Raw genomic sequence first — 16,928 nt, forward strand, 5'->3', positions numbered from 1 at the left:
TCGTGACTCCCCTTGCTCTACGTTCACCTAGGCAAGAGGCAGGCCAGGGGAAGACCTGAGGTTCGCCACGATCTCAGATCAGCTTCAGTCCCTTGAAACTTGCATGACCGTCACGGCCGAGGATGACGTGGTCGTGGACGACGATCCCGAGCGGGGCGAGCACCGAAACGATCTCGCGGGTCATCTTGATGTCCGCGCCGGACGGCTTGGGGTCGCCCGATGGGTGGTTATGGGCGAGGATAAGTGCCGTTGCGCCGAGTTCGAGCGCGCGCTTGGCGACCTCGCGGGGATAGGCTGGCGTGTGGTCGACGGTGCCGCGTCCCTGCACCTCGTCGCGGATGAGCTGGTTGCGCTTGTTGAGGAACAGCACCCGAAACTCTTCGCGACCTGAGAAAGCCATGGCCGAGCGGAGATATTCGACGAGCGCACTCCACGATGACATCACCGGGGTCTCTCCGATCACGCTGCGGGCAATGCGCTGCCCGGCAACGGCGACGAGCTTCAGATCCGCGGCGACGTTGTCTCCGATACCTTTGATCTCTGCCAATTGGCTCGGTTCGGCTGAAAGAACCGCAGCATACGACCCGAAGCGATCGACCAACTTCTTGGCGAGCGGCTTCACATCCTTGCGGGGTATCGAACGAAAAAGAACGAGTTCGAGCAACTCGTAGTCAGGCAGCGCCTCGGCGTTCTTGAGGAAACGCTCGCGCAGGCGGTCACGGTGCCCGATGTAATGCGGCTGTTCCGGCTTGGCCGCCGGCTCGGCGCCGAGCAGATCGGGCGTCGAGGACGACGGCACTCGGCTCTTCATCGGCGCGGGCCTTCGCTCAGACCTGCGGCTTCGGCTGGTCGAGCCCCTTCGGCGACAGCGTGAAGATCTCGTACCCGGTCTCGGTGACCGCGACGGTGTGTTCGAACTGGGCGGAGAGCGAGCGGTCGCGTGTCACCGCAGTCCAGCCGTCCGAGAGCACCTTCACCGACGGGCGCCCAAGATTGATCATCGGCTCGACGGTGAAGAACTGGCCCGGCTTGAACGGCACGTCGTAGCTTGCCTCGACGTAGTGCAGAATGGTCGGTGCGTCGTGGTAGACACGGCCGAGGCCATGGCCACAGAAATCGCGAACGACAGAGCAGCGCTCGGCCTCGGCATATGTCTGGATGGCGTGGCCGATATCGGTGGTGGAGCCGCCGGGCTTGATCGCCTGGATACCGCGCATCAGCGACTCGTAGGTGATTTCGCACAGGCGCTGCGCCTTGCGCGGCACCTCTCCGACGTAGGCCATGCGGCTCGAATCCCCGTGCCAACCGTCGAGGATCAGGCAAATGTCGAGGTTGACGATGTCTCCATCGCGAAGCGGCTTGTCGTTCGGGATGCCGTGGCAGACGACGTGGTTGATCGAGGTGCAGATCGACTTCGGGTAACCGCGATACATCAGCGAGGCCGGATAGGCCCCGTGATCCATCGCGAAGGTGAAGGCGAGCCGGTCGAGATGCTCCGTTGTGACGCCGGGCTGCGTCGCCTCGACGAGCAGGTCGAGCGCCTCGGCCGTCAGGCGGCCGGCTCGGCGCATTCCCTCGAACCCCTCGGGCCCGTGGATCGGCGGCTCGGGCGAGCGCCGGCTGCTGGCGGCGACGGCCTGGTCTTCTCGGCTCATGGATCTTTGCTTGGAGGCATCTGGTCGAACGTCTGTCTACGCCCGGTTGCAGGTGCCGCCAACCCTGCCGAACTTCAATAGAGCGGCGGCAGCGCGACGTTCGGAATCGCGAAAGGCCCGAGCATCAACCGTCCCCCCGCGAGCTTCACGGTGGGGATGGGCTGCAGAGCCGGATCCGCGGTTGCGGCCCCCGACTCCGCTTCCGGATCGCGCCGCTTCATCCCCCCCAGGAACTGGGCGACGAGGTTGCCGATCAGCCCGCCCTTGTCGTTGCCGAGGCGCTTGCCCATGACCTGAGCGACGAGATCTCCGAGACCGGCGGCGCGAACATCGAACTGCCCCTCCGGCCGGTGCGCCTCGTCGAGGCCGACCTCGCCCTTGGCCTGGACGCGGCGGTTGCCCTTGATCAGCGAGAGTGAGGTCACGTCGAGTTGGCCTTCGGCCAGCCGCCAAGCCTCCAGTTCACGCTCGACGGCGCGGGTGCGCAACACGGTGGCGCGCTCCAGCGTCGCGTCGAGGGACGCCCCGATCGGATCGGCATTGCCCACGAGCGGGTCGAGCATGGGGAACACGCCGTCGGTCAGACGCAGGTTGAGATCGACCGCTCCGTCGGACTCGAAGCGGCCAGGCGTCGGGCGGGCATGCATCTCTAGATGCTTGGCCGCGAAATCCACTTGGCCCGGCAGGCCACCGCGCACGCTGCCCTTCGGTCCGTCGACGACGACCGAGGCGCGCACGAAACCGCCCGAGGCGCCGTGGAAACTCCCTTCCAGCGAGGACCAGTTCACGTCGCCGGCGAGATTTCCCTGCTCGACATGGAACGGCCCCGTCGCCTCGAAGATGGCATGGCGCGGCTGGTAGATCTGCACCAGGGCCGTGATGGGCCCGAGCGTAAAGCCGCCATCCGAACGCGCGAATTTCAGGGATGCGCAACGCAGTTCGATGCGGAACGGAAAGCCGGTGATCGTGCGGTCGGCGCAGGTCCAGTTGCGTCCTGCCGCCGCCTCGCGGCCGAGCCACGCATCCATCTCCGAGGCCGCCTTGCCGCGAATCCAGAACCAGCCGGCCGACCACAGCAGCGCCAGCAGGAGCAGCAGGATGTAGGGAAGAAACAGCCCGATCCGCGAGCGCCGCCGCCCCTTGGCGGGTGACGGTTCGGTGTTCGGCTCGGATCCCTGCGCCATCCCGGTCCCTCGGCTCTGCCCGGACGTCGCGGGCGGGCCGTCTTTGACGACAGGAGTTCGGCCGGCGCAAGGGCGACGGCGCGATCGTCGCTGTTCGATCAGTTCAGAGCCGAGGCCGGAATGTCCAAATCCTCCAGGACGGCGCGGCGCTCGTCCTCGGTCTGGGCGAGGCGGTGGACATGCATCTCGGTGGCGCCGCGCCGGGCGACATGCGCCAGCCAGCCGCCCCTCAACCGCTCCCGCGGGCTCTCGCCGGACGTCGCCACGCAGACGGGCTGCGCGATACCGGACCCGTCGCGCCGCACCGCGATCACCACGACATCGCCCATCTCCGCGAGATCGGTCTCGGCCATTTCGTGCACGCCGACGACATAGCGCCGGCCCGACCGGCCACGCCAGGCGCTCAAGGTGACCGCCGGCGTCCCGCGCAGGTTTGCGATGGTTCTGAGTCGCTCCTCGGCCATGTGCGCTCTCCTCGATCCGCCGCTCCGGCCCGGTCCGCCGGTGCGCGAAGCACTTTGTTCACTTTCTGTTCTCGTTTTAGCGACGCATCGACTCCGCCGTCAAGGCCGATCAGCAGAGCCGGAAGCCGGGCGATCAAGCCTGGATCGACACCGCCGCCGGAGGGATCACGAACCAATGTGAGACGAGACCGGCTTGCCGCGTCGAGCCCAGCGAACAGCGAACGTTGAGGCCTGGACCGCTTCCCGATTTGCCATCCTGCTCTGGCAAAACGGCATGCGATGCCGCCTGAGACTGGTTACGCGTGCAGACCCGTCAATCGACACAGCACCTCGATCTGCGCCGGTCCGAAGAGAACGCCATCAGCCTCGATCCAGGGTCGCGCGGTTGCGTCAGGCGACGACGATTTGGCTTTGTCCAGCGCGTCGGAGAAAGACGCGCAGGCCGTCGTATCCGGCCATTGCAGGCAGGTCCGATCAGGCTTGTCCGGCCCTGCCATCCAGAAGAGGCTGATATCGAAGGCTTCGCTTGCTTTGGTCACGGCGCATCGCTTCCTGCTGCGCGGTGAGGGTAGGCCGAGTGCAGCAGTGGCGGGAGTGGCCGGAACGAGAACAGGTGATGCGCCGGCCGAAATCAGATTTCCAGCGGCGCGAGACCATAGCCCGCCAGCATCGCCGACATGAAACGATGGCGCGACCTACCGGCTCCTCGCCTCAATATTGCCAGGCGCCCCGCGCCAACCCGTTTCGACCGCGAAATCCGCGCCCTTCACCGCATCGGAATCCTCGCCGACGAAGACGCGATAGTTGCCGGCCTCCACCACCAAGGTGCCGTCCGCCTCGTGGAAGCCGAGGTCGCGAGACGGGATCCGGAAGCGCGCGATTCCCGTTTCGCCCGGTGCCAGGCTCAAGGGCACGGCACCCTTCAGCAGGCGCAGGGGGCGGCTGCGGCTGGCCACCGGTTGGCTGAGATAGAGCTGGGCGACCGTGCGGCCGGGCCGCGTGCCCGTATTCGTGACGCTGGTCTTGACCTCCAGAGTCGCCTCGTGGCGATCCCCGACGCCCACCTTCGGCGTGAGCACTTCCGGATCCCCGTAGGCGAAGTGCGTGTAAGTGAGCCCATAGCCGAACGGGAAAAGCGGCGAGATGGTCTCGTCGGTATATCCGAGCGTCCAGCGTGCCCCGTCGATATGCGGTCGGCCGCCGGGGCGGCGGTCATAGGTCAGCGGCAACTGGCCAACGGTGCGCGGCCAGCTCAGCGGCATCTTGCCGGACGGCGCGACGTCGCCGAACAGCGTCTCGGCCACGGCCGGGCCGCCCTCTGTGCCGGGAATCCAGATCATCATCGCGGCCTGGGCCCGGTCGATCGCCTCGTGCAATTCGACCGGACGTCCGCCGAAGACCAGCATCACCAGCGGCTTGCCGGTGGCGGCGACCTGCCTGATCAGATCCTGCTGCGCGCCGCGCATGCCGAGATAGGCCCGCGAGGAACCCTCGCCGGACTGGTCGCGCCCTTCGCCCACGACCGCGATGACGAGATCGGCCGCCTTGGCCGCCTCCACTGCTTTCGGGACATCGCTCGGGTCCGCACAGAGGCGGTCACAGCCCGGGGCAAAGTCGAGGGTGATGCCGGCCTTTTCGGCGCGCTCGGCGAGGCCGGTGCGGATCGAGATCACGTCGTCGACCTGGCCGTTGCCCTCGTGCGGGCCGACCTGGTCCCATTTGGACTCGGCGAAGGGGCCAACCAGCGCGATCCGCTTCACCTTGGCGGGATTGATCGGCAGCAGATCGTTCTGGTTCTTGAGCAACACGAAGCTCGCTTGCGCGGCTTCGCGGGCGACCGCGCGAGTCTCGCGCGTGAGCAGCTTGCCGTCTGCCGACGCCGGGTCGAGCAGCGGCTTGTCGAACAGGCCGAGACCGAATTTCAGCCGCAACACACGGCGCACGGACTCGTCGAGCGAGGCCTGCGTGATACGCCCTGCCCTGACTTCGTCCGGCAGGTATTTCACGAACAGCCCGCTGGTCATGTCCATGTCGACGCCCGCCGCAAAGGCTTTGCGGGTGGCGTCGGCACCGTCCTTTGCGACACCGTGTTTGATCAGGCTCGCCACCGCCTCCCAATCGGCGATCAGCACGCCTTTGAACCCCAATTCGCGCCGGAGGATCTGCGTCATAAGATGCGGATCGGCCGTGGTCGGCAGGCCGTTGAGCGCGGTGAGTGCGGTCATCACCGAGTCCGCACCGGCGCGGATGCCGGCGCGGAACGGCGGCAGGTAGGTGTCGTAGAGCTCGGTGGGCGGCACCCAGGTGACGTCGTAGTCGCGCCCGCCATTGACGGCGCTGTAGCCGGCGAAATGCTTCAGCGTGGAGGCGACGCCGCCATCACGGAATCCCTCGACCTGTGCCGCGGTGAGTTGCCCGGTGAGCCAGGGGTCCTCGCCGAGCCCTTCGACCACGCGGCCCCAGCGCAGGTCGCGGGCGACGTCGGCCATGGGCGCGAAGGACCAGTTGACCCCGACGGCGAGGCTCTCGCGCGCCGCAGCCGCGGTGGCGCGCCGGACGAGGCCGGGATCGAAGCTCGCCGCCATGCCGATCGGCAGCGGCAGCACGGTGCGGTAGCCGTGAACGATGTCGAGGCTGACCAGGAGCGGGATGCCGAGCCGCGAGGAGCGGGCATAGGAATCGATGTTGGAGGCCAGGTGTTGGTTCGAGAAGTTGATGACCGCGCCGACCTCGCCGCGTCGAACGCTCTCAGGGTCGAAACCGGGCTCCAGCGAGACGAGGTTGAGCTGCCCCGCCTTCTCCTCGAGCGTCATCTTGCCGAGCAGCGCCTCGACGCGCTCGTCGATCGTCTCGGCCCGCACGAGCGATGCAGCGCAGACGAGCGCCGTGGCGGCGAAAAACCGTGCGCCGATCCGAAAAGCCTTGGCCCGCATCATCCCCTCCCGGTCGACCGCCACGGCTCGAGGCCGTGTTTCGATCGACGCGGGAAGACAACTCGCTGATCAGGATGGCTTAATTGCGCCGAAACGGGTCGCGGGCATCACGCAGCCGCCGTGCGGCGCCCGCGCAACGCCATCCAGGCGATGCCGAGGATCGCGAACCAGACCGGCGACGCCATGAGGGCCAGCCGCGTGTCGGCCTCGAAGGTGAGCAGCACGACGATGAAGGCGAAGAAGGCCAGGCACGCCCAGCACATCAGCACGCCGGCCGGCATCTTGTAGGACGAGCGTGCATGCAGCTCGGGCCTGTTCTTCCGGTAGGCGAGATACGAGAACAGGATCATCGCCCAGACGAACATGAACAGCACGGCCGACAGCGTCGTGACGAGCGTGAAGGCCTCGCCGAGATCCGGCACGAGATAGACGAGCAGCACGCCGCCGAGCAGGCAGAAGCCGGTGAAATAGAGCCCGATCGAGGGCACCCGTTGCGCCGACAGGCGACCGAAGGCACTCGGGGCATCGCCCTTGTCGGCGAGGCCGTAGAGCATGCGGCTCGTCGAGAAGATCCCGCTATTGGCCGACGAGGCCGCCGAGGACATCACCACGAGGTTCACGAAGGCCGCCGCCGCCGGCAGGCCGGCGAGCACGAACAGCTCGACGAAGGGGCTCTTGTCGGCACTGAGGGTCTTCCAGGGCGTCACCGCCATGATCACGGCGAGCGCGCCGAGATAGAACAGCAGAATGCGGATCGGGATTGCGTTGATGGCGCGCGGCAGCGTCTTTTCCGGATCGCGCGTCTCGGCGGCCGTGGTGCCGACGAGTTCGATCCCGACGAAGGCGAAAACCGCGATCTGGAACCCCGCGAAGAAGCCCCACAGCCCCGTCGGAAACAGCCCGTCTCGGGTGATGTTGGCGAAATCCGCCTTGGCGCCCGACGGAGCGGTGAAGCCGGTGGCGACCAGCGCGATGCCGACGAAGATCAGCGCCAGGATCGCGACGATCTTGATCATCGCGAACCAGAATTCGAGTTCGCCGAAGGCCCGCACGTTGACGAGGTTCAGCCCGAGCAGCAGCGCGACGCAGGCGAGTGCCGGAATCCAGCTCGGCATCAGCGGGAAGAAGAACTTGGCATAGGCCGCGATGGCCACGACCTCGGCGATGGCCGTGACGATCCAGCAGAACCAGTAGGTCCAGCCGACGAAGAACCCGGCCCAGGGCCCGAGCAGGTCGTCGGCGAAGTCGGTGAAGGACTTGTAGGCCAGGTTCGAGAGCAGCAGCTCGCCGAGCGCCCGCATCACGAAGAACAGCATCACGCCGATGATCAGGTAGACCAACAAGATCGAGGGACCGGCGACCGAAATGGTCTTGCCGGAACCCATGAACAGGCCGGTGCCGATGGCACCGCCGAGCGCCATCATCTGGATGTGTCGGTTCTCGAGGCTGCGCTCGAGGCCTCGACCGGGCCCGTCAGGTCCGCCGGATCGACCCATACCCGCCACCGCTGCACCCCCGTCCAAGCTTGGCCCTGAAACACCTTGTAGACGACGAAGCCTCGCTGCAGGAAGCACGTTGCCCGTGCATCCGGCCTAAATCTTGGGACGGTCGTCGTTTTCAGGCGGCAAGCCGGTGCAGCGAAGGCTCGGCGACGACGACGCGGCCGCGCCCAGCCCTTTTCGCGGCGTAGAGCGCGGCGTCGGCGCGGCGCATGAGGTCGTCGAACTCCGCGATCTCGCCGGGATTCGCCACGGCGACGCCGACGCTCACCCCGATGCGCAGCCGCGGATAGGCGGCCACCGAAACCGCTGCCACGGCATTGCGGACGCGCTCGGCGATGCGCGCGGCTTCGCCGGCGTCGCGGCCGGACAAGGTGCAGGCGAATTCCTCGCCGCCGAGTCGGCCGAGCACCGCGCCGGGCGGAAGGATGGCCGCCGCGACATGGGAGAAGGCAACGAGCACGCCGTCGCCGACCGTGTGCCCGTAAGTGTCGTTGACCGCCTTGAAGTGATCGAGATCGAACAGGAGCAGAGTGACAGGCTGGCCGCTCGCGAGAAGGCGCTCGGTTCTACCGACGAAGGCGCGCCGGTTGGCGAGCCCGGTGAGCGAATCCGTCTCCGCGGCGAGCCGCTGCTGCCGCTCGGCGCGCTCCTTGGTCATCGCGATCAGGACGAAGGCGATCGCCACCGTGAACAGGACGCCGGCGAAACAGAGGATGGCGATCCAGGGCGATTCCGGGATGCGGGCTGCCGGAATCGACGGAACGAACACCGCGAGCGGCACGCGGATCCAGTACAGGCCCGCATAGAGCGACATCAGGATGATGGCGGACCAGCGGGAGGCCAACGGCTCGTCGCGCCCGCGCAGGATCTCTCGAGCGCTCAACGCACAGAACAGTCCCGCGATCGAAGAGGCGAGCACGATGCGCGTGGGCAGCGACGCGTAGAAGGCGGGCACCAGGCAGGCGAGAACCCAGAGCAGGCCGCCGGACACGGCGAGCCGGTAGGACGGCGGCCGGCCTTCGAAGGCGCGCACGCCGCTCCAGATCAAGCCGTAAGCTGCGAGCATCAGCGCGTTGGCGGCGCCGATGGAGAGGCTGTTCGGGATGGCCCCGCGCAGGCACAGCAGCGCGGAGGCGGCCGCACCGACGATGTGGGCGATCCCCCAGATCGCAAGCGCGCGCGACTTTCGGTCCTGGCTCCAGGACAGCAAGAAGAGCACGCCGACCATGAAGGTGACGACGACCGTCATCAGAAACAGGGTCGGCGTGTCCAGACGCATCCGTCGCGGTCTATCCCTCGATTGCCGTCACCGGGCCGGCACGATCACGAGATTGTTGACCATCAACCGCCAAGATTGCGTTTACGCAACGTGAGGTCATCTCGCCGCACTCGCGCCCGCCGAACGACGGCGCCGAGGTTGCGAGACGCAGGAGTGACGTCGCTGTCGAGCGCCGACATTCTCTTAGCGCCGGCAGGGGCCGAAGTGGCGCAGTCATGCTCGATGACAGACTCCGCAAATCCGTACGATCGGTCGAATTTGCGACACAAGGTCGGTTTGTCTCGGGCGGCCGGCTCGGTCTATCTTGGCCGTATGAGCCTGCTTCGCCATCCCCGCCGCGTGACCTGCTGGGCCGCCTGCCTCGCGGCCGGCTTTTGCGCAGGCTGGGCCAACCCTGCGGCGGCACAAGGCTACTCGCCCTATATCGGCTTCGGAGCGCTGCCCTCCTTCGCCTGGCCGCAGCCGGTTGCGGTCGACGACAGCCGCTGGGCCGGCTCCTACGCGGCGATGTCGGCGGGCTACCAGGTGTCGTCCTCGAAGCATTTCGGCAGCTATTCCGGCCCGACCGTCGGGTTCGAGGGCGGCCGGATGTGGCAGGAGGGTCGTTTCGTCTACGGCATCGTCGGCGGCTTCGATTACCTCTCGGCGGTCGGCGGAAGCCTGAATCCGGGCTTCGGGCGCCTCGCCTATTCGCGCGATTTCGCCGGCGCACTTCAGATGAAGTTCGGCGCGCTCGTGACGCCCGACGTGCTGGTCTACACCAAGGTGGGCGCCCTGGCCGTGCACGAGCAATGGCGCGTGGGGGCAACCTCGGTGTCGCAGCCCTTCACGCGCGACGACATCGCGATCCGGCCGGACGCGCGCGTCGGCGTCGAATGGGCCGTCACCGATCGCCTGTCGCTGGCGGTCGAAGCGGGCGTGACCGGAAGCGGGATCCGCTAAGCGCGCCGCAGGCCGCTGCGGCTGGAGCACGTCCCACTCAGCCGCCCCTCCGACGGCTCCTAATGCGGCTGGTGCCCTGCCAGGGCAGCCCGATCGATGATCGCCACCTGCCCGCGCTTCAGCTCGACCAGGCCCTTGTCGGCCCACTCGCCCAGAACACGGCTGACCACCTCGCGCACGCTGCCGAGGTCGGCGGCGAGTTGCTGGTGCGTCTTGGCGACGATGCCGGCGGGATTGGCCTCGACCAGCAGCCGGCGCGCCAAGCGCTGCTCCAAGGGAGCAAAGGCCACCTCCTCAATCAGCGTCAGCAGGTTGGCCAGCAGCCTGGTGTAATCGTCCAGCACGAAGCGGCGAAAATCCTCGCTCCCGGCCATGAGCTGCCGGAAGGTGCTGACGGGAAAGGCAGCCAGTTCGGTCCTCTCCTCGGCAATGCTCTCGGCCGGGAAGGTGCCGCCCGTCAGCAGGCACTGCGTGGTCAGCACGCAGGTGCCGCCGCCCGTGACCTTGTAGATCAGCATCTCGCGGCCGGCCTCCGACAGGCGAAACACGCGCGTACGCCCCTCGATACACATCAGGTAATTGGCGCACTCGCCCTCCAGCTCGTAGGCCGTGGCGCCAGCCTCCAGCACCGGAAAATGGACGGTGCCGCGGGCGATCTGGAGTTGCGACGCATCGAGCGCCTGGACGATGGGAAAGCGCTCGATCCAGCGCTCGATCCGGTGGTTGTCGGGCATCTGGCGTCACCTCGCACCGGCCCGCTGCGTGGTCCGCCCGGCCGATCCTGCGTTTTTCCCCCGCTGGACAGGGGTTCGGTGACCTGGGTCACCGATCCGTCCGGCGATCTCTCTTAGCATTCCCTCAGACCAAAACACGATGAAGGCCGCGGGCAATGATCCCCGGCCTTTCGACAGGAGAGAAATGATGCGTGCCGCCGCCCTCAGTCTCATGCTCGTCACGCTGGCCGCGCGTCCCGCCTCCGCCGAACAGGATCTGCTGCTCGGGGCGGACATGACCGCCCCAGCCATGACCCAGGCCGAGATGAGCCGCGCCGACATTCAGGGCATGATCGCCAAGGCGAACGGCCAACCCCTTGATCTCCATGACAAGGCGCTGTCCGGTCTCGACCTCTCCGGGCTGAACCTCCGGGGTGCGAACCTCCGCACCGCGCGTCTCAACAAGACCAATCTGCGTGGCGCCGATCTCAGCGGGGCGAACCTGGAACAGGCTTGGCTCCTGAAGGCCGACCTGTCCGGTGCGCGACTGCAGGACGCCAAGATGTTCGGCATCACCGCACGCGACGCCAATTTCAGCGGAGCGGACCTCAGCCGTGCCATGCCCATCGGCGACTTCAAGGGTGCCAACATGAGCGGGGCGACCCTCTTCGACCTCAAGGGTGGCGCAGATCTCAAGAACCAGTCGATGGGCCTGATGCGGACGGTGTTCACCTCGGTGAACCTGTCGGGCGCCAAGCTGAAGGGGGCCAATCTCGGCCGGTCCCGTCTGGAATACGCCAACCTCACGGACGCCGACCTCACCGACGTCGTGCTGATGGGATCCGACCTATCGGGCGCCAACCTGACCGGCGCCACCATCGCCGGGGCCGACTTCAAGAACGTCGACGTGAGCGGCGCGAGGCTCCTGGACCTCAAGGGTCAGGACAGCGCCAAGGACTGGGCGGCGCGGGTCAATGCGGATCGCGCCGTCACCGTGAAAAACGACTGAGTGCGCTACGGCTGCCTCGCAGATTTCGGCTCCCCAGCCCGGCGGATCAGACAAGTGGCGACGGCGTAGGTGACGCTCGCGCCCTGCGCGTCGAAAGCGCGCAGAGCCCGCCGGAGCTGCCCGGCGGAGCGGGGCGCTGCGAGCTCGGCGGGCGTGTCGGCACCGATCGCCCGAAGCGCGCGCAGGAAGGCGGCACCATCCGCGTGGGTCTCCCGAACGTCCTCGAGCCGGATCTCGGTGCGGCAGTTCTCGAAGCGCATCGACCGAAGGGTCTCGATCGTCGGATAGGCCGGGGTCGCCGAGACCCGTCCCGCCTTGTCCTGCGCCGCGTCCCACTCGCGAAACGTTCCGGCGGCAAGCGTGGTGACGGCGAGGAGGCCGCCGGGACGCAACAGAGCGGCGAGCCCAGCCAAGGCGCCCGGCAGATGCGCAAACCATTGCGCCGCAAGGCTCGACGCAATGAGGTCGAACCCGGCTGTCGCCGCGGGACGCTCGGCATCCATGACGGCGAAGTGGAGATCGGGGACTTCCCCGATCCGGGTCCGGCAACGCGCGATCATCGCCGCGGCGATATCGCTGGCGAGCATCGGCCCGACCGAGACCCGGCTCCGCAAGGCCTGCGTCAGGAAGCCGGTGCCGCAGCCGATCTCCAGGACATGCGGCGATGGCGCCAGCGGCTCGGCGGCAATCGCCACGGCGAGGCCGTCGGCCACCATCGCCTGAATCCGGGCGGCACCGTCATACTCGTCCGCGCGATCGAAGGCCCGCGCGACAGCCTGTTTCCACGCGGTCATTCTTGTTCGAGATGCGATCGTCCAGCGGCTCGCGACCGCCCTACCCTGCCGGGGTCGCTCTCTCAAGCCAGCGCGATGCGGGCTTGGACCGCGACGCTCTCAATGCGCTCCGCCTCGCCTGCGCGCCGTCTGCATCCATCACGGCACGCGCGAGGCGGCCACCAAGACAGCCAATCGCCAGACAATGCCGGCGACGCCCCCGCACATGGGCGATCGCGGGTTTTGGCAGTTTCATAGCGACGCGTGCCCTGGCGGCAACTCGACATATTGCGCACGACCTGTAATCATGATTCACCTAATCCGTGAAAAGCAATGTACGCCAGCAGATTCAATCTTTACTTGCTGCAATAGCTCAATATATCAATCTAAACAGTGTATTTTGGATGGTTTTCCTTTGACAAGGAGATCATAATGTCGGTAAAATTTGCGGAAAATCAGTTTAAAAATTTAATCTACATTGTCGTCATATCAGCTTGCATTGCCGCATATCTGCTCGGCGCTTTCAGCGACCGCCATAACGTTTTTCCGATGCCGCAATTGACGGCCCTTCGCGAGCATTTTCGTCCGGCCGGATTCAAACCGGAAAGCCGATATCTCTTCGACAACCAGGAGCGCCTGATCGGCGACGAGAAGCGACCTGCCGTGCCCTGCCCAAAACAGACCAATCGAACCGAGGTGCTGCTGGTGCTCGGACAATCCAATGCAGCCAACTATGCGGGTCAGCGCTATCGCTCAAACTTTGGCGAGAAGATTGTCAATTTCTTCGATGGGCAATGTTTCATCGCCGCTTCCCCATTGCTGGGATCAACCGGCACGAAAGGAGAATATTGGACCGAGTTGGCCAATAAGCTCATTGCCTCACAGAAGGTCGACAACGTCGTCATCGTGCCGATCGCCTATTCGGGTTCGGCAGTCGCACTCTGGGCGGCGGGCGGCAAGTTCAATGATGTCATGGTCGCGACGGTCGGTGCACTGAAAACCGCCGGCTATCAGCCAACGCGGGTCATGTGGGACCAAGGCGAATACGATTATGTGTTGGGTACGACAGAAAAAACCTACAGCGAGCGGCTCACCTCGGTGATCGACACGCTGCGAGGCCAAGGGGTCAGTGCGCCCTTCTATGTCAGCATCGCCTCCAAATGTCTGGAGCCGAGCAACGGCGGCTTCAAGGAAGACGTCGCCGACAACCCGGTCGTCCGGGCTCAACTGGCTCTATCGAGCGGCGCAGGAGGCATCAGGCGGGGCGTCAACACCGATGCTCTGCTTGGTGAGGATGACCGATACGATGACTGCCACATTGGTGGGGCCGGAGCCGCAAAGGTGGCAAGCGCCTGGGCCGACATTTTGCTCAATAATCATTGAGCGCATCAGCCCGTCGATCACCCTCGACCAGATGCAGGATCACATCAAGTACGACGGACTTCGTATCAGCGATTGGACGCCACGGTGGCGGGCGGCCGGAACTCACCTCGCCAGTCGGTGACCTGATCCGTTTGCGACGTGAAGGATGTCGAGAATGTTCCCTTTCCCTTCAAGCCAGCGAATGCGCCGGTCGCCTTCGAGACCTTGAATGTTCCCGTGGCGGTCATCCGTCCCTGGGCATCGGTCGTGACCTTGCCTGTGTAAGGACTGGCGCTCGTTCCATCGGGCGTCGTGAAGACGATCGTCCCTTTCACGGGGCCTTGGCCGGCGGTGAGCCTCACCGTCTCGACGATTGATACCTGCGCGTTATCGAATGGCTGGCCGGGACTCCTGTTCACCCCAGTCCCCCGCTCGTCGATCACGACCTGGTTCGGTGCGATCGGCTGAGGATTCTGCTGATCATAGCGCACGGTGAATGTGCCACCCATCGGCATGGCATATGCGCTCGTCGCAACCAGTGCGAAGATCGGCGCGATAGCAAGGATTCTGACTGGACGAGTCATTGGATATCTCCGTAATTCATCAGCATCATTGAAAATAGCTTCGGATATCTCGGCGCAGAACCGAGTTCTTACGGGGAGATAATTGGCATATATAGCCTGTTGTGTTTCTTCGTATTCTATTGGTTGTTGAGGCAAAGAATGCCCCATCAATGGAGGAGTGTCCTGAGAGAACGCTGAAATGCCGCTGAAATCCGCCCTGTCGCGCCGGGGGCGGATCAGGCTCGGCAGGAGTGTCTAGCGAAACCGCAGACAGACCCAGGGCCCATCCGGGAACGATCGTTTGACCGGTTCCGCTAAAGTCTGACGACCGGCACAGGTGTCGTTTGCACGGAAGCGACCAGAATTCGCCCTGTCTGGGCTCGCTAGTCCGGGTTCGAGGCGCTGCTCGTTGCCGTTGCCCGATATCTGCTCATCATGGTGCCGTGAGCCGGAAGCATGGGCATGAAGGCGGAGAGGCCAACAGGTTGTGGCATGTCGACATAGACCGCCTCCATGCCGCCTCTCATATGATAGGTCTCGTGCCAGAAGCCGGTGCCGCGGGAATCTTCAAGGAAGGTGCGCCACCATTCATGATGCGGCTCTGTCTTGGCCCAAGCCTCGAGACAGTGAATGTCGCTCCAGTACCACCGCATGCCGACATGGGCGGGCCTGAGGCTGTAGATGATCCGATTTTCATAGTGGAGCAGCCCTTTCGGCCGGCTCCTGCCTGCCCATTCGATGGGCTTGTTGAGCCCGAGCAGAATCTTCAATCCGTAGAGCGTCCGCACCCGCATGCCGAGCATAATCACGACAAGATCAGGGTAGCAGCTGAAGTCAGGAACCTCGCGGCGAGCACCAGCGCGAAACATCTGATCCTCCACGACAAATCTATATCATAAATATATCTCGAACCAAACATTGCTCAGTTTTTCATATATACTGAACAGTCACGCCTTAACGCAGCCACTTGATCTGCGAACACGTCACATCGGCAGTCCAGACGCCCGAAGATCTTCAGCAAAGCGATCGGCGATGCGTCGGTCTCTTCCGAAGGCATGCGCGACCCGCGGAATCTTCAGGCTAAATGTCGGGCTCCGACGCAGCAGATCGGCGATCCAGCCGACAGCCTCCTCTGTGCGGTCGAGACGGACACAGGACGCTGCCGCCATGGCATAGGCGATCAGATAACCCGGACTACGGATCAGGGCTCCGGTCGCGTTGCGCAGAGTCTCCTCGAAGCGGTCGAGGGCGTAGAGAGGGCCGGCGGCGATGCCTTGATAGAAGCCCGGAGCCAGGGGACTCAAGCTGATCGCTCGCTCGACGCTCGCCAGTGCGTCGGCGTAGTGGCCCACCCCCGTCTGCGTCAAACTGAGGAAGGCCAAGGCCATGGCCTCGCCTGGGCTCAGCGCGACGCTGCGCTCCGCGGCAATCAGGGCTTCCTCGTATCGTCCCGTGTACAAAAGCGCGTAGCCCAAGGCACGGTGGCCGGTTGGCAGCATGGGGTCGAGTTCCAAACCACGCCGGATCGCCGACAAGGCATGGTCAAGCCGATCCAGGCTTGCTTCTCCCGTAATCGCCATGGCGGCATCGGTTGCGATGCAGAAACCGCGCGCAACATGCGCAGCACCATAGAGCGGGTCCAGAACAATGGCCGTCTCGACGTCTTCCAGCGCCGACGCGACACTCGCCTGGCTGAACTGCAACATCTTGGCCGCGGACCGGACCGTCAGCTCGTAGACATCGAGGCTGGCAGGCGGTCGGCGCAGGCTGGCGCCCTGCTCGTGGCTTTGAACGCCTGAGAAGAGGGTCGCAGCGATCCGCGCGGTCAGTTCGTCCTGCACCACGAACAGGTCTTGTGCCGCAAAAGCGTAGCGCTCCGCCCAGACGTGGCTGTCGGAGATCCCGTCTACGAGCTGGGCGTTGACGATCATGCGGTCGCCGGAGCGCCTGATGCTGCCTTCAAGAATATACCGAACGGCGAGGACCCGCGCGATGTCCGAGGCCGTGCCGCCCAGCGCCTTCGCAGCGAACGAACTGTGTCGCGCAATGACAGTGACGTTTCGATTTCGAGCGAGTTCGGTGGTGATGTCTTCGGCAAAGCCCGCTCCGAGGACGCCATACGTGTTTGGCGCGGCAGTGAACTCGTCAAACGGTAGAATGGCGATGCTCGGCCAGAAGCTCCCCGGAGCCCTGATCGCCGCCGCCGCGACAGGGGCCGGCTCTGATGCGCCGGGGAGGACCAGCATATAGCCGCGTTTCGGTATGGTCCGGATCAGGTCTCGCCCGTCGGGACCCAGGGTTTTGCGGATATCCGAGATGCACTGCGTCAGTGAATCTTCGGTCACGATCACGCCTGGCCAGCAATCGGCGAGGAGATCGTCCTTCGTGACGAGATCGCCTGCGCTCGACGCTAGACGGCGAAGCACATCAAACGAGCGAGGTCGAAGCTCCAGCCGCCGCCCGGCATGAGTGAGAATCTGTTCGCGCCGAAGATCGACGACCATCTCGGAGAGCGTGATGCAATCGACCATTGCAGCCCGGACAATTTC

16 protein-coding genes are annotated in these 16,928 nt (G+C 65.3%); 3 read left to right on the forward strand and 13 right to left on the reverse strand.

The features are described 5' to 3' along the window. Positions 1–73 precede the first annotated feature (73 nt). From radC to HCU64_RS02245, 8 genes are all read right to left on the reverse strand, one after another. Complete coding sequence (gene radC, locus HCU64_RS02210) at positions 74–811, reverse strand: RadC family protein (protein ID WP_233382154.1); 738 nt, start codon at positions 809–811, stop codon at positions 74–76. Positions 812–827: 16 nt separating this feature from the next. Then, entirely contained in the window at positions 828–1,655 is an 828-nt protein-coding gene (gene map, locus HCU64_RS02215; protein ID WP_233382155.1) for a type I methionyl aminopeptidase, read from the reverse strand. Positions 1,656–1,729: 74 nt separating this feature from the next. Beyond that, positions 1,730–2,839 carry a DUF2125 domain-containing protein gene (locus HCU64_RS02220; RefSeq protein WP_233382156.1) on the reverse strand — a complete coding sequence of 370 codons (1,110 nt, stop codon included), beginning with the start codon at positions 2,837–2,839 and terminating at the stop codon, positions 1,730–1,732. Between the two features lie 98 nt (positions 2,840–2,937). Then, entirely contained in the window at positions 2,938–3,303 is a 366-nt protein-coding gene (locus tag HCU64_RS02225; protein WP_233382157.1) for a hypothetical protein, read from the reverse strand. A gap of 296 nt (positions 3,304–3,599) precedes the next feature. Further along, complete coding sequence (locus HCU64_RS02230; protein ID WP_233382158.1) at positions 3,600–3,842, reverse strand: hypothetical protein; 243 nt, start codon at positions 3,840–3,842, stop codon at positions 3,600–3,602. Positions 3,843–3,998: 156 nt separating this feature from the next. Then, the gene (locus tag HCU64_RS02235; RefSeq protein WP_233382159.1) at positions 3,999–6,260 is read right to left on the reverse strand and encodes a glycoside hydrolase family 3 N-terminal domain-containing protein; all 2,262 of its coding nucleotides are present in this window, start codon (positions 6,258–6,260) and stop codon (positions 3,999–4,001) included. An 83-nt stretch (positions 6,261–6,343) separates the two neighbouring features. Then, positions 6,344–7,732, reverse strand: a complete 1,389-nt coding sequence (gene cycA, locus HCU64_RS02240) for a D-serine/D-alanine/glycine transporter (RefSeq protein ID WP_233382160.1) — start codon at positions 7,730–7,732, stop codon at positions 6,344–6,346. 121 nt (positions 7,733–7,853) lie between these two features. Beyond that, positions 7,854–9,017, reverse strand: a complete 1,164-nt coding sequence (locus HCU64_RS02245; protein ID WP_233382161.1) for a GGDEF domain-containing protein — start codon at positions 9,015–9,017, stop codon at positions 7,854–7,856. Between the two features lie 258 nt (positions 9,018–9,275). Between HCU64_RS02245 and HCU64_RS02250 the strand changes: the two genes are divergently transcribed. Next, positions 9,276–9,959, forward strand: a complete 684-nt coding sequence (locus HCU64_RS02250) for an outer membrane protein (RefSeq protein ID WP_233382162.1) — start codon at positions 9,276–9,278, stop codon at positions 9,957–9,959. 59 nt (positions 9,960–10,018) lie between these two features. Here HCU64_RS02250 and HCU64_RS02255 read toward each other — a convergent pair whose 3' ends face one another. Further along, a complete protein-coding gene (locus HCU64_RS02255; RefSeq protein ID WP_233382163.1) occupies positions 10,019–10,693 on the reverse strand; it encodes a Crp/Fnr family transcriptional regulator in 675 nt (224 codons plus the stop codon). A 187-nt stretch (positions 10,694–10,880) separates the two neighbouring features. Between HCU64_RS02255 and HCU64_RS02260 the strand changes: the two genes are divergently transcribed. Next, positions 10,881–11,681, forward strand: coding sequence for a pentapeptide repeat-containing protein (locus tag HCU64_RS02260; protein WP_233382880.1), 801 nt, complete (start codon positions 10,881–10,883; stop codon positions 11,679–11,681). Between the two features lie 5 nt (positions 11,682–11,686). Here HCU64_RS02260 and HCU64_RS02265 read toward each other — a convergent pair whose 3' ends face one another. Beyond that, complete coding sequence (locus tag HCU64_RS02265) at positions 11,687–12,475, reverse strand: methyltransferase domain-containing protein (RefSeq protein WP_233382164.1); 789 nt, start codon at positions 12,473–12,475, stop codon at positions 11,687–11,689. Positions 12,476–12,886: 411 nt separating this feature from the next. Here HCU64_RS02265 and HCU64_RS02270 point away from each other — a divergent pair, with 411 nt between their 5' ends. After that, on the forward strand, positions 12,887–13,837 hold the full coding sequence (locus tag HCU64_RS02270; protein WP_233382165.1) for a sialate O-acetylesterase: 951 nt from the start codon (positions 12,887–12,889) through the stop codon (positions 13,835–13,837). 65 nt (positions 13,838–13,902) lie between these two features. On the opposite strand, the gene HCU64_RS02275 is transcribed toward HCU64_RS02270, so the two are convergent. From HCU64_RS02275 to HCU64_RS02285, 3 genes are all read right to left on the reverse strand, one after another. Next, positions 13,903–14,400, reverse strand: a complete 498-nt coding sequence (locus tag HCU64_RS02275; protein ID WP_233382166.1) for a hypothetical protein — start codon at positions 14,398–14,400, stop codon at positions 13,903–13,905. 362 nt (positions 14,401–14,762) lie between these two features. After that, positions 14,763–15,248, reverse strand: coding sequence for a monooxygenase family protein (locus HCU64_RS02280; RefSeq protein ID WP_233382167.1), 486 nt, complete (start codon positions 15,246–15,248; stop codon positions 14,763–14,765). Between the two features lie 114 nt (positions 15,249–15,362). Then, positions 15,363–16,910 (reverse strand): winged helix-turn-helix domain-containing tetratricopeptide repeat protein, encoded by a 1,548-nt coding sequence (locus HCU64_RS02285; protein WP_233382168.1) that lies wholly within the window; start codon positions 16,908–16,910, stop codon positions 15,363–15,365. Between the last annotated feature and the right edge of the window lie 18 nt (positions 16,911–16,928).

Origin of the sequence: Methylobacterium sp. C25, from assembly GCF_021352225.1 — a bacterium.
In the GTDB taxonomy this organism is placed as follows: Bacteria; Pseudomonadota; Alphaproteobacteria; order Rhizobiales; family Beijerinckiaceae; genus Methylobacterium.

Bases quoted from the DNA above. Each gene is read 5' to 3' on its own strand.
- radC (WP_233382154.1), bottom strand. From the start codon at position 811: ATGAAGAGCCGAGTGCCGTCGTCCTCGACGCCCGATCTGCTCGGCGCC.
- map (WP_233382155.1), bottom strand. From the start codon at position 1,655: ATGAGCCGAGAAGACCAGGCCGTCGCCGCCAGCAGCCGGCGCTCGCCC.
- HCU64_RS02220 (WP_233382156.1), bottom strand. From the start codon at position 2,839: ATGGCGCAGGGATCCGAGCCGAACACCGAACCGTCACCCGCCAAGGGG.
- HCU64_RS02225 (WP_233382157.1), bottom strand. From the start codon at position 3,303: ATGGCCGAGGAGCGACTCAGAACCATCGCAAACCTGCGCGGGACGCCG.
- cycA (WP_233382160.1), bottom strand. From the start codon at position 7,732: ATGGGTCGATCCGGCGGACCTGACGGGCCCGGTCGAGGCCTCGAGCGC.
- HCU64_RS02245 (WP_233382161.1), bottom strand. From the start codon at position 9,017: ATGCGTCTGGACACGCCGACCCTGTTTCTGATGACGGTCGTCGTCACC.
- HCU64_RS02255 (WP_233382163.1), bottom strand. From the start codon at position 10,693: ATGCCCGACAACCACCGGATCGAGCGCTGGATCGAGCGCTTTCCCATC.
- HCU64_RS02260 (WP_233382880.1), top strand. From the start codon at position 10,881: ATGCGTGCCGCCGCCCTCAGTCTCATGCTCGTCACGCTGGCCGCGCGT.
- HCU64_RS02265 (WP_233382164.1), bottom strand. From the start codon at position 12,475: ATGACCGCGTGGAAACAGGCTGTCGCGCGGGCCTTCGATCGCGCGGAC.
- HCU64_RS02270 (WP_233382165.1), top strand. From the start codon at position 12,887: ATGTCGGTAAAATTTGCGGAAAATCAGTTTAAAAATTTAATCTACATT.
- HCU64_RS02275 (WP_233382166.1), bottom strand. From the start codon at position 14,400: ATGACTCGTCCAGTCAGAATCCTTGCTATCGCGCCGATCTTCGCACTG.
- HCU64_RS02280 (WP_233382167.1), bottom strand. From the start codon at position 15,248: ATGTTTCGCGCTGGTGCTCGCCGCGAGGTTCCTGACTTCAGCTGCTAC.
- HCU64_RS02285 (WP_233382168.1), bottom strand. From the start codon at position 16,910: ATGGTCGATTGCATCACGCTCTCCGAGATGGTCGTCGATCTTCGGCGC.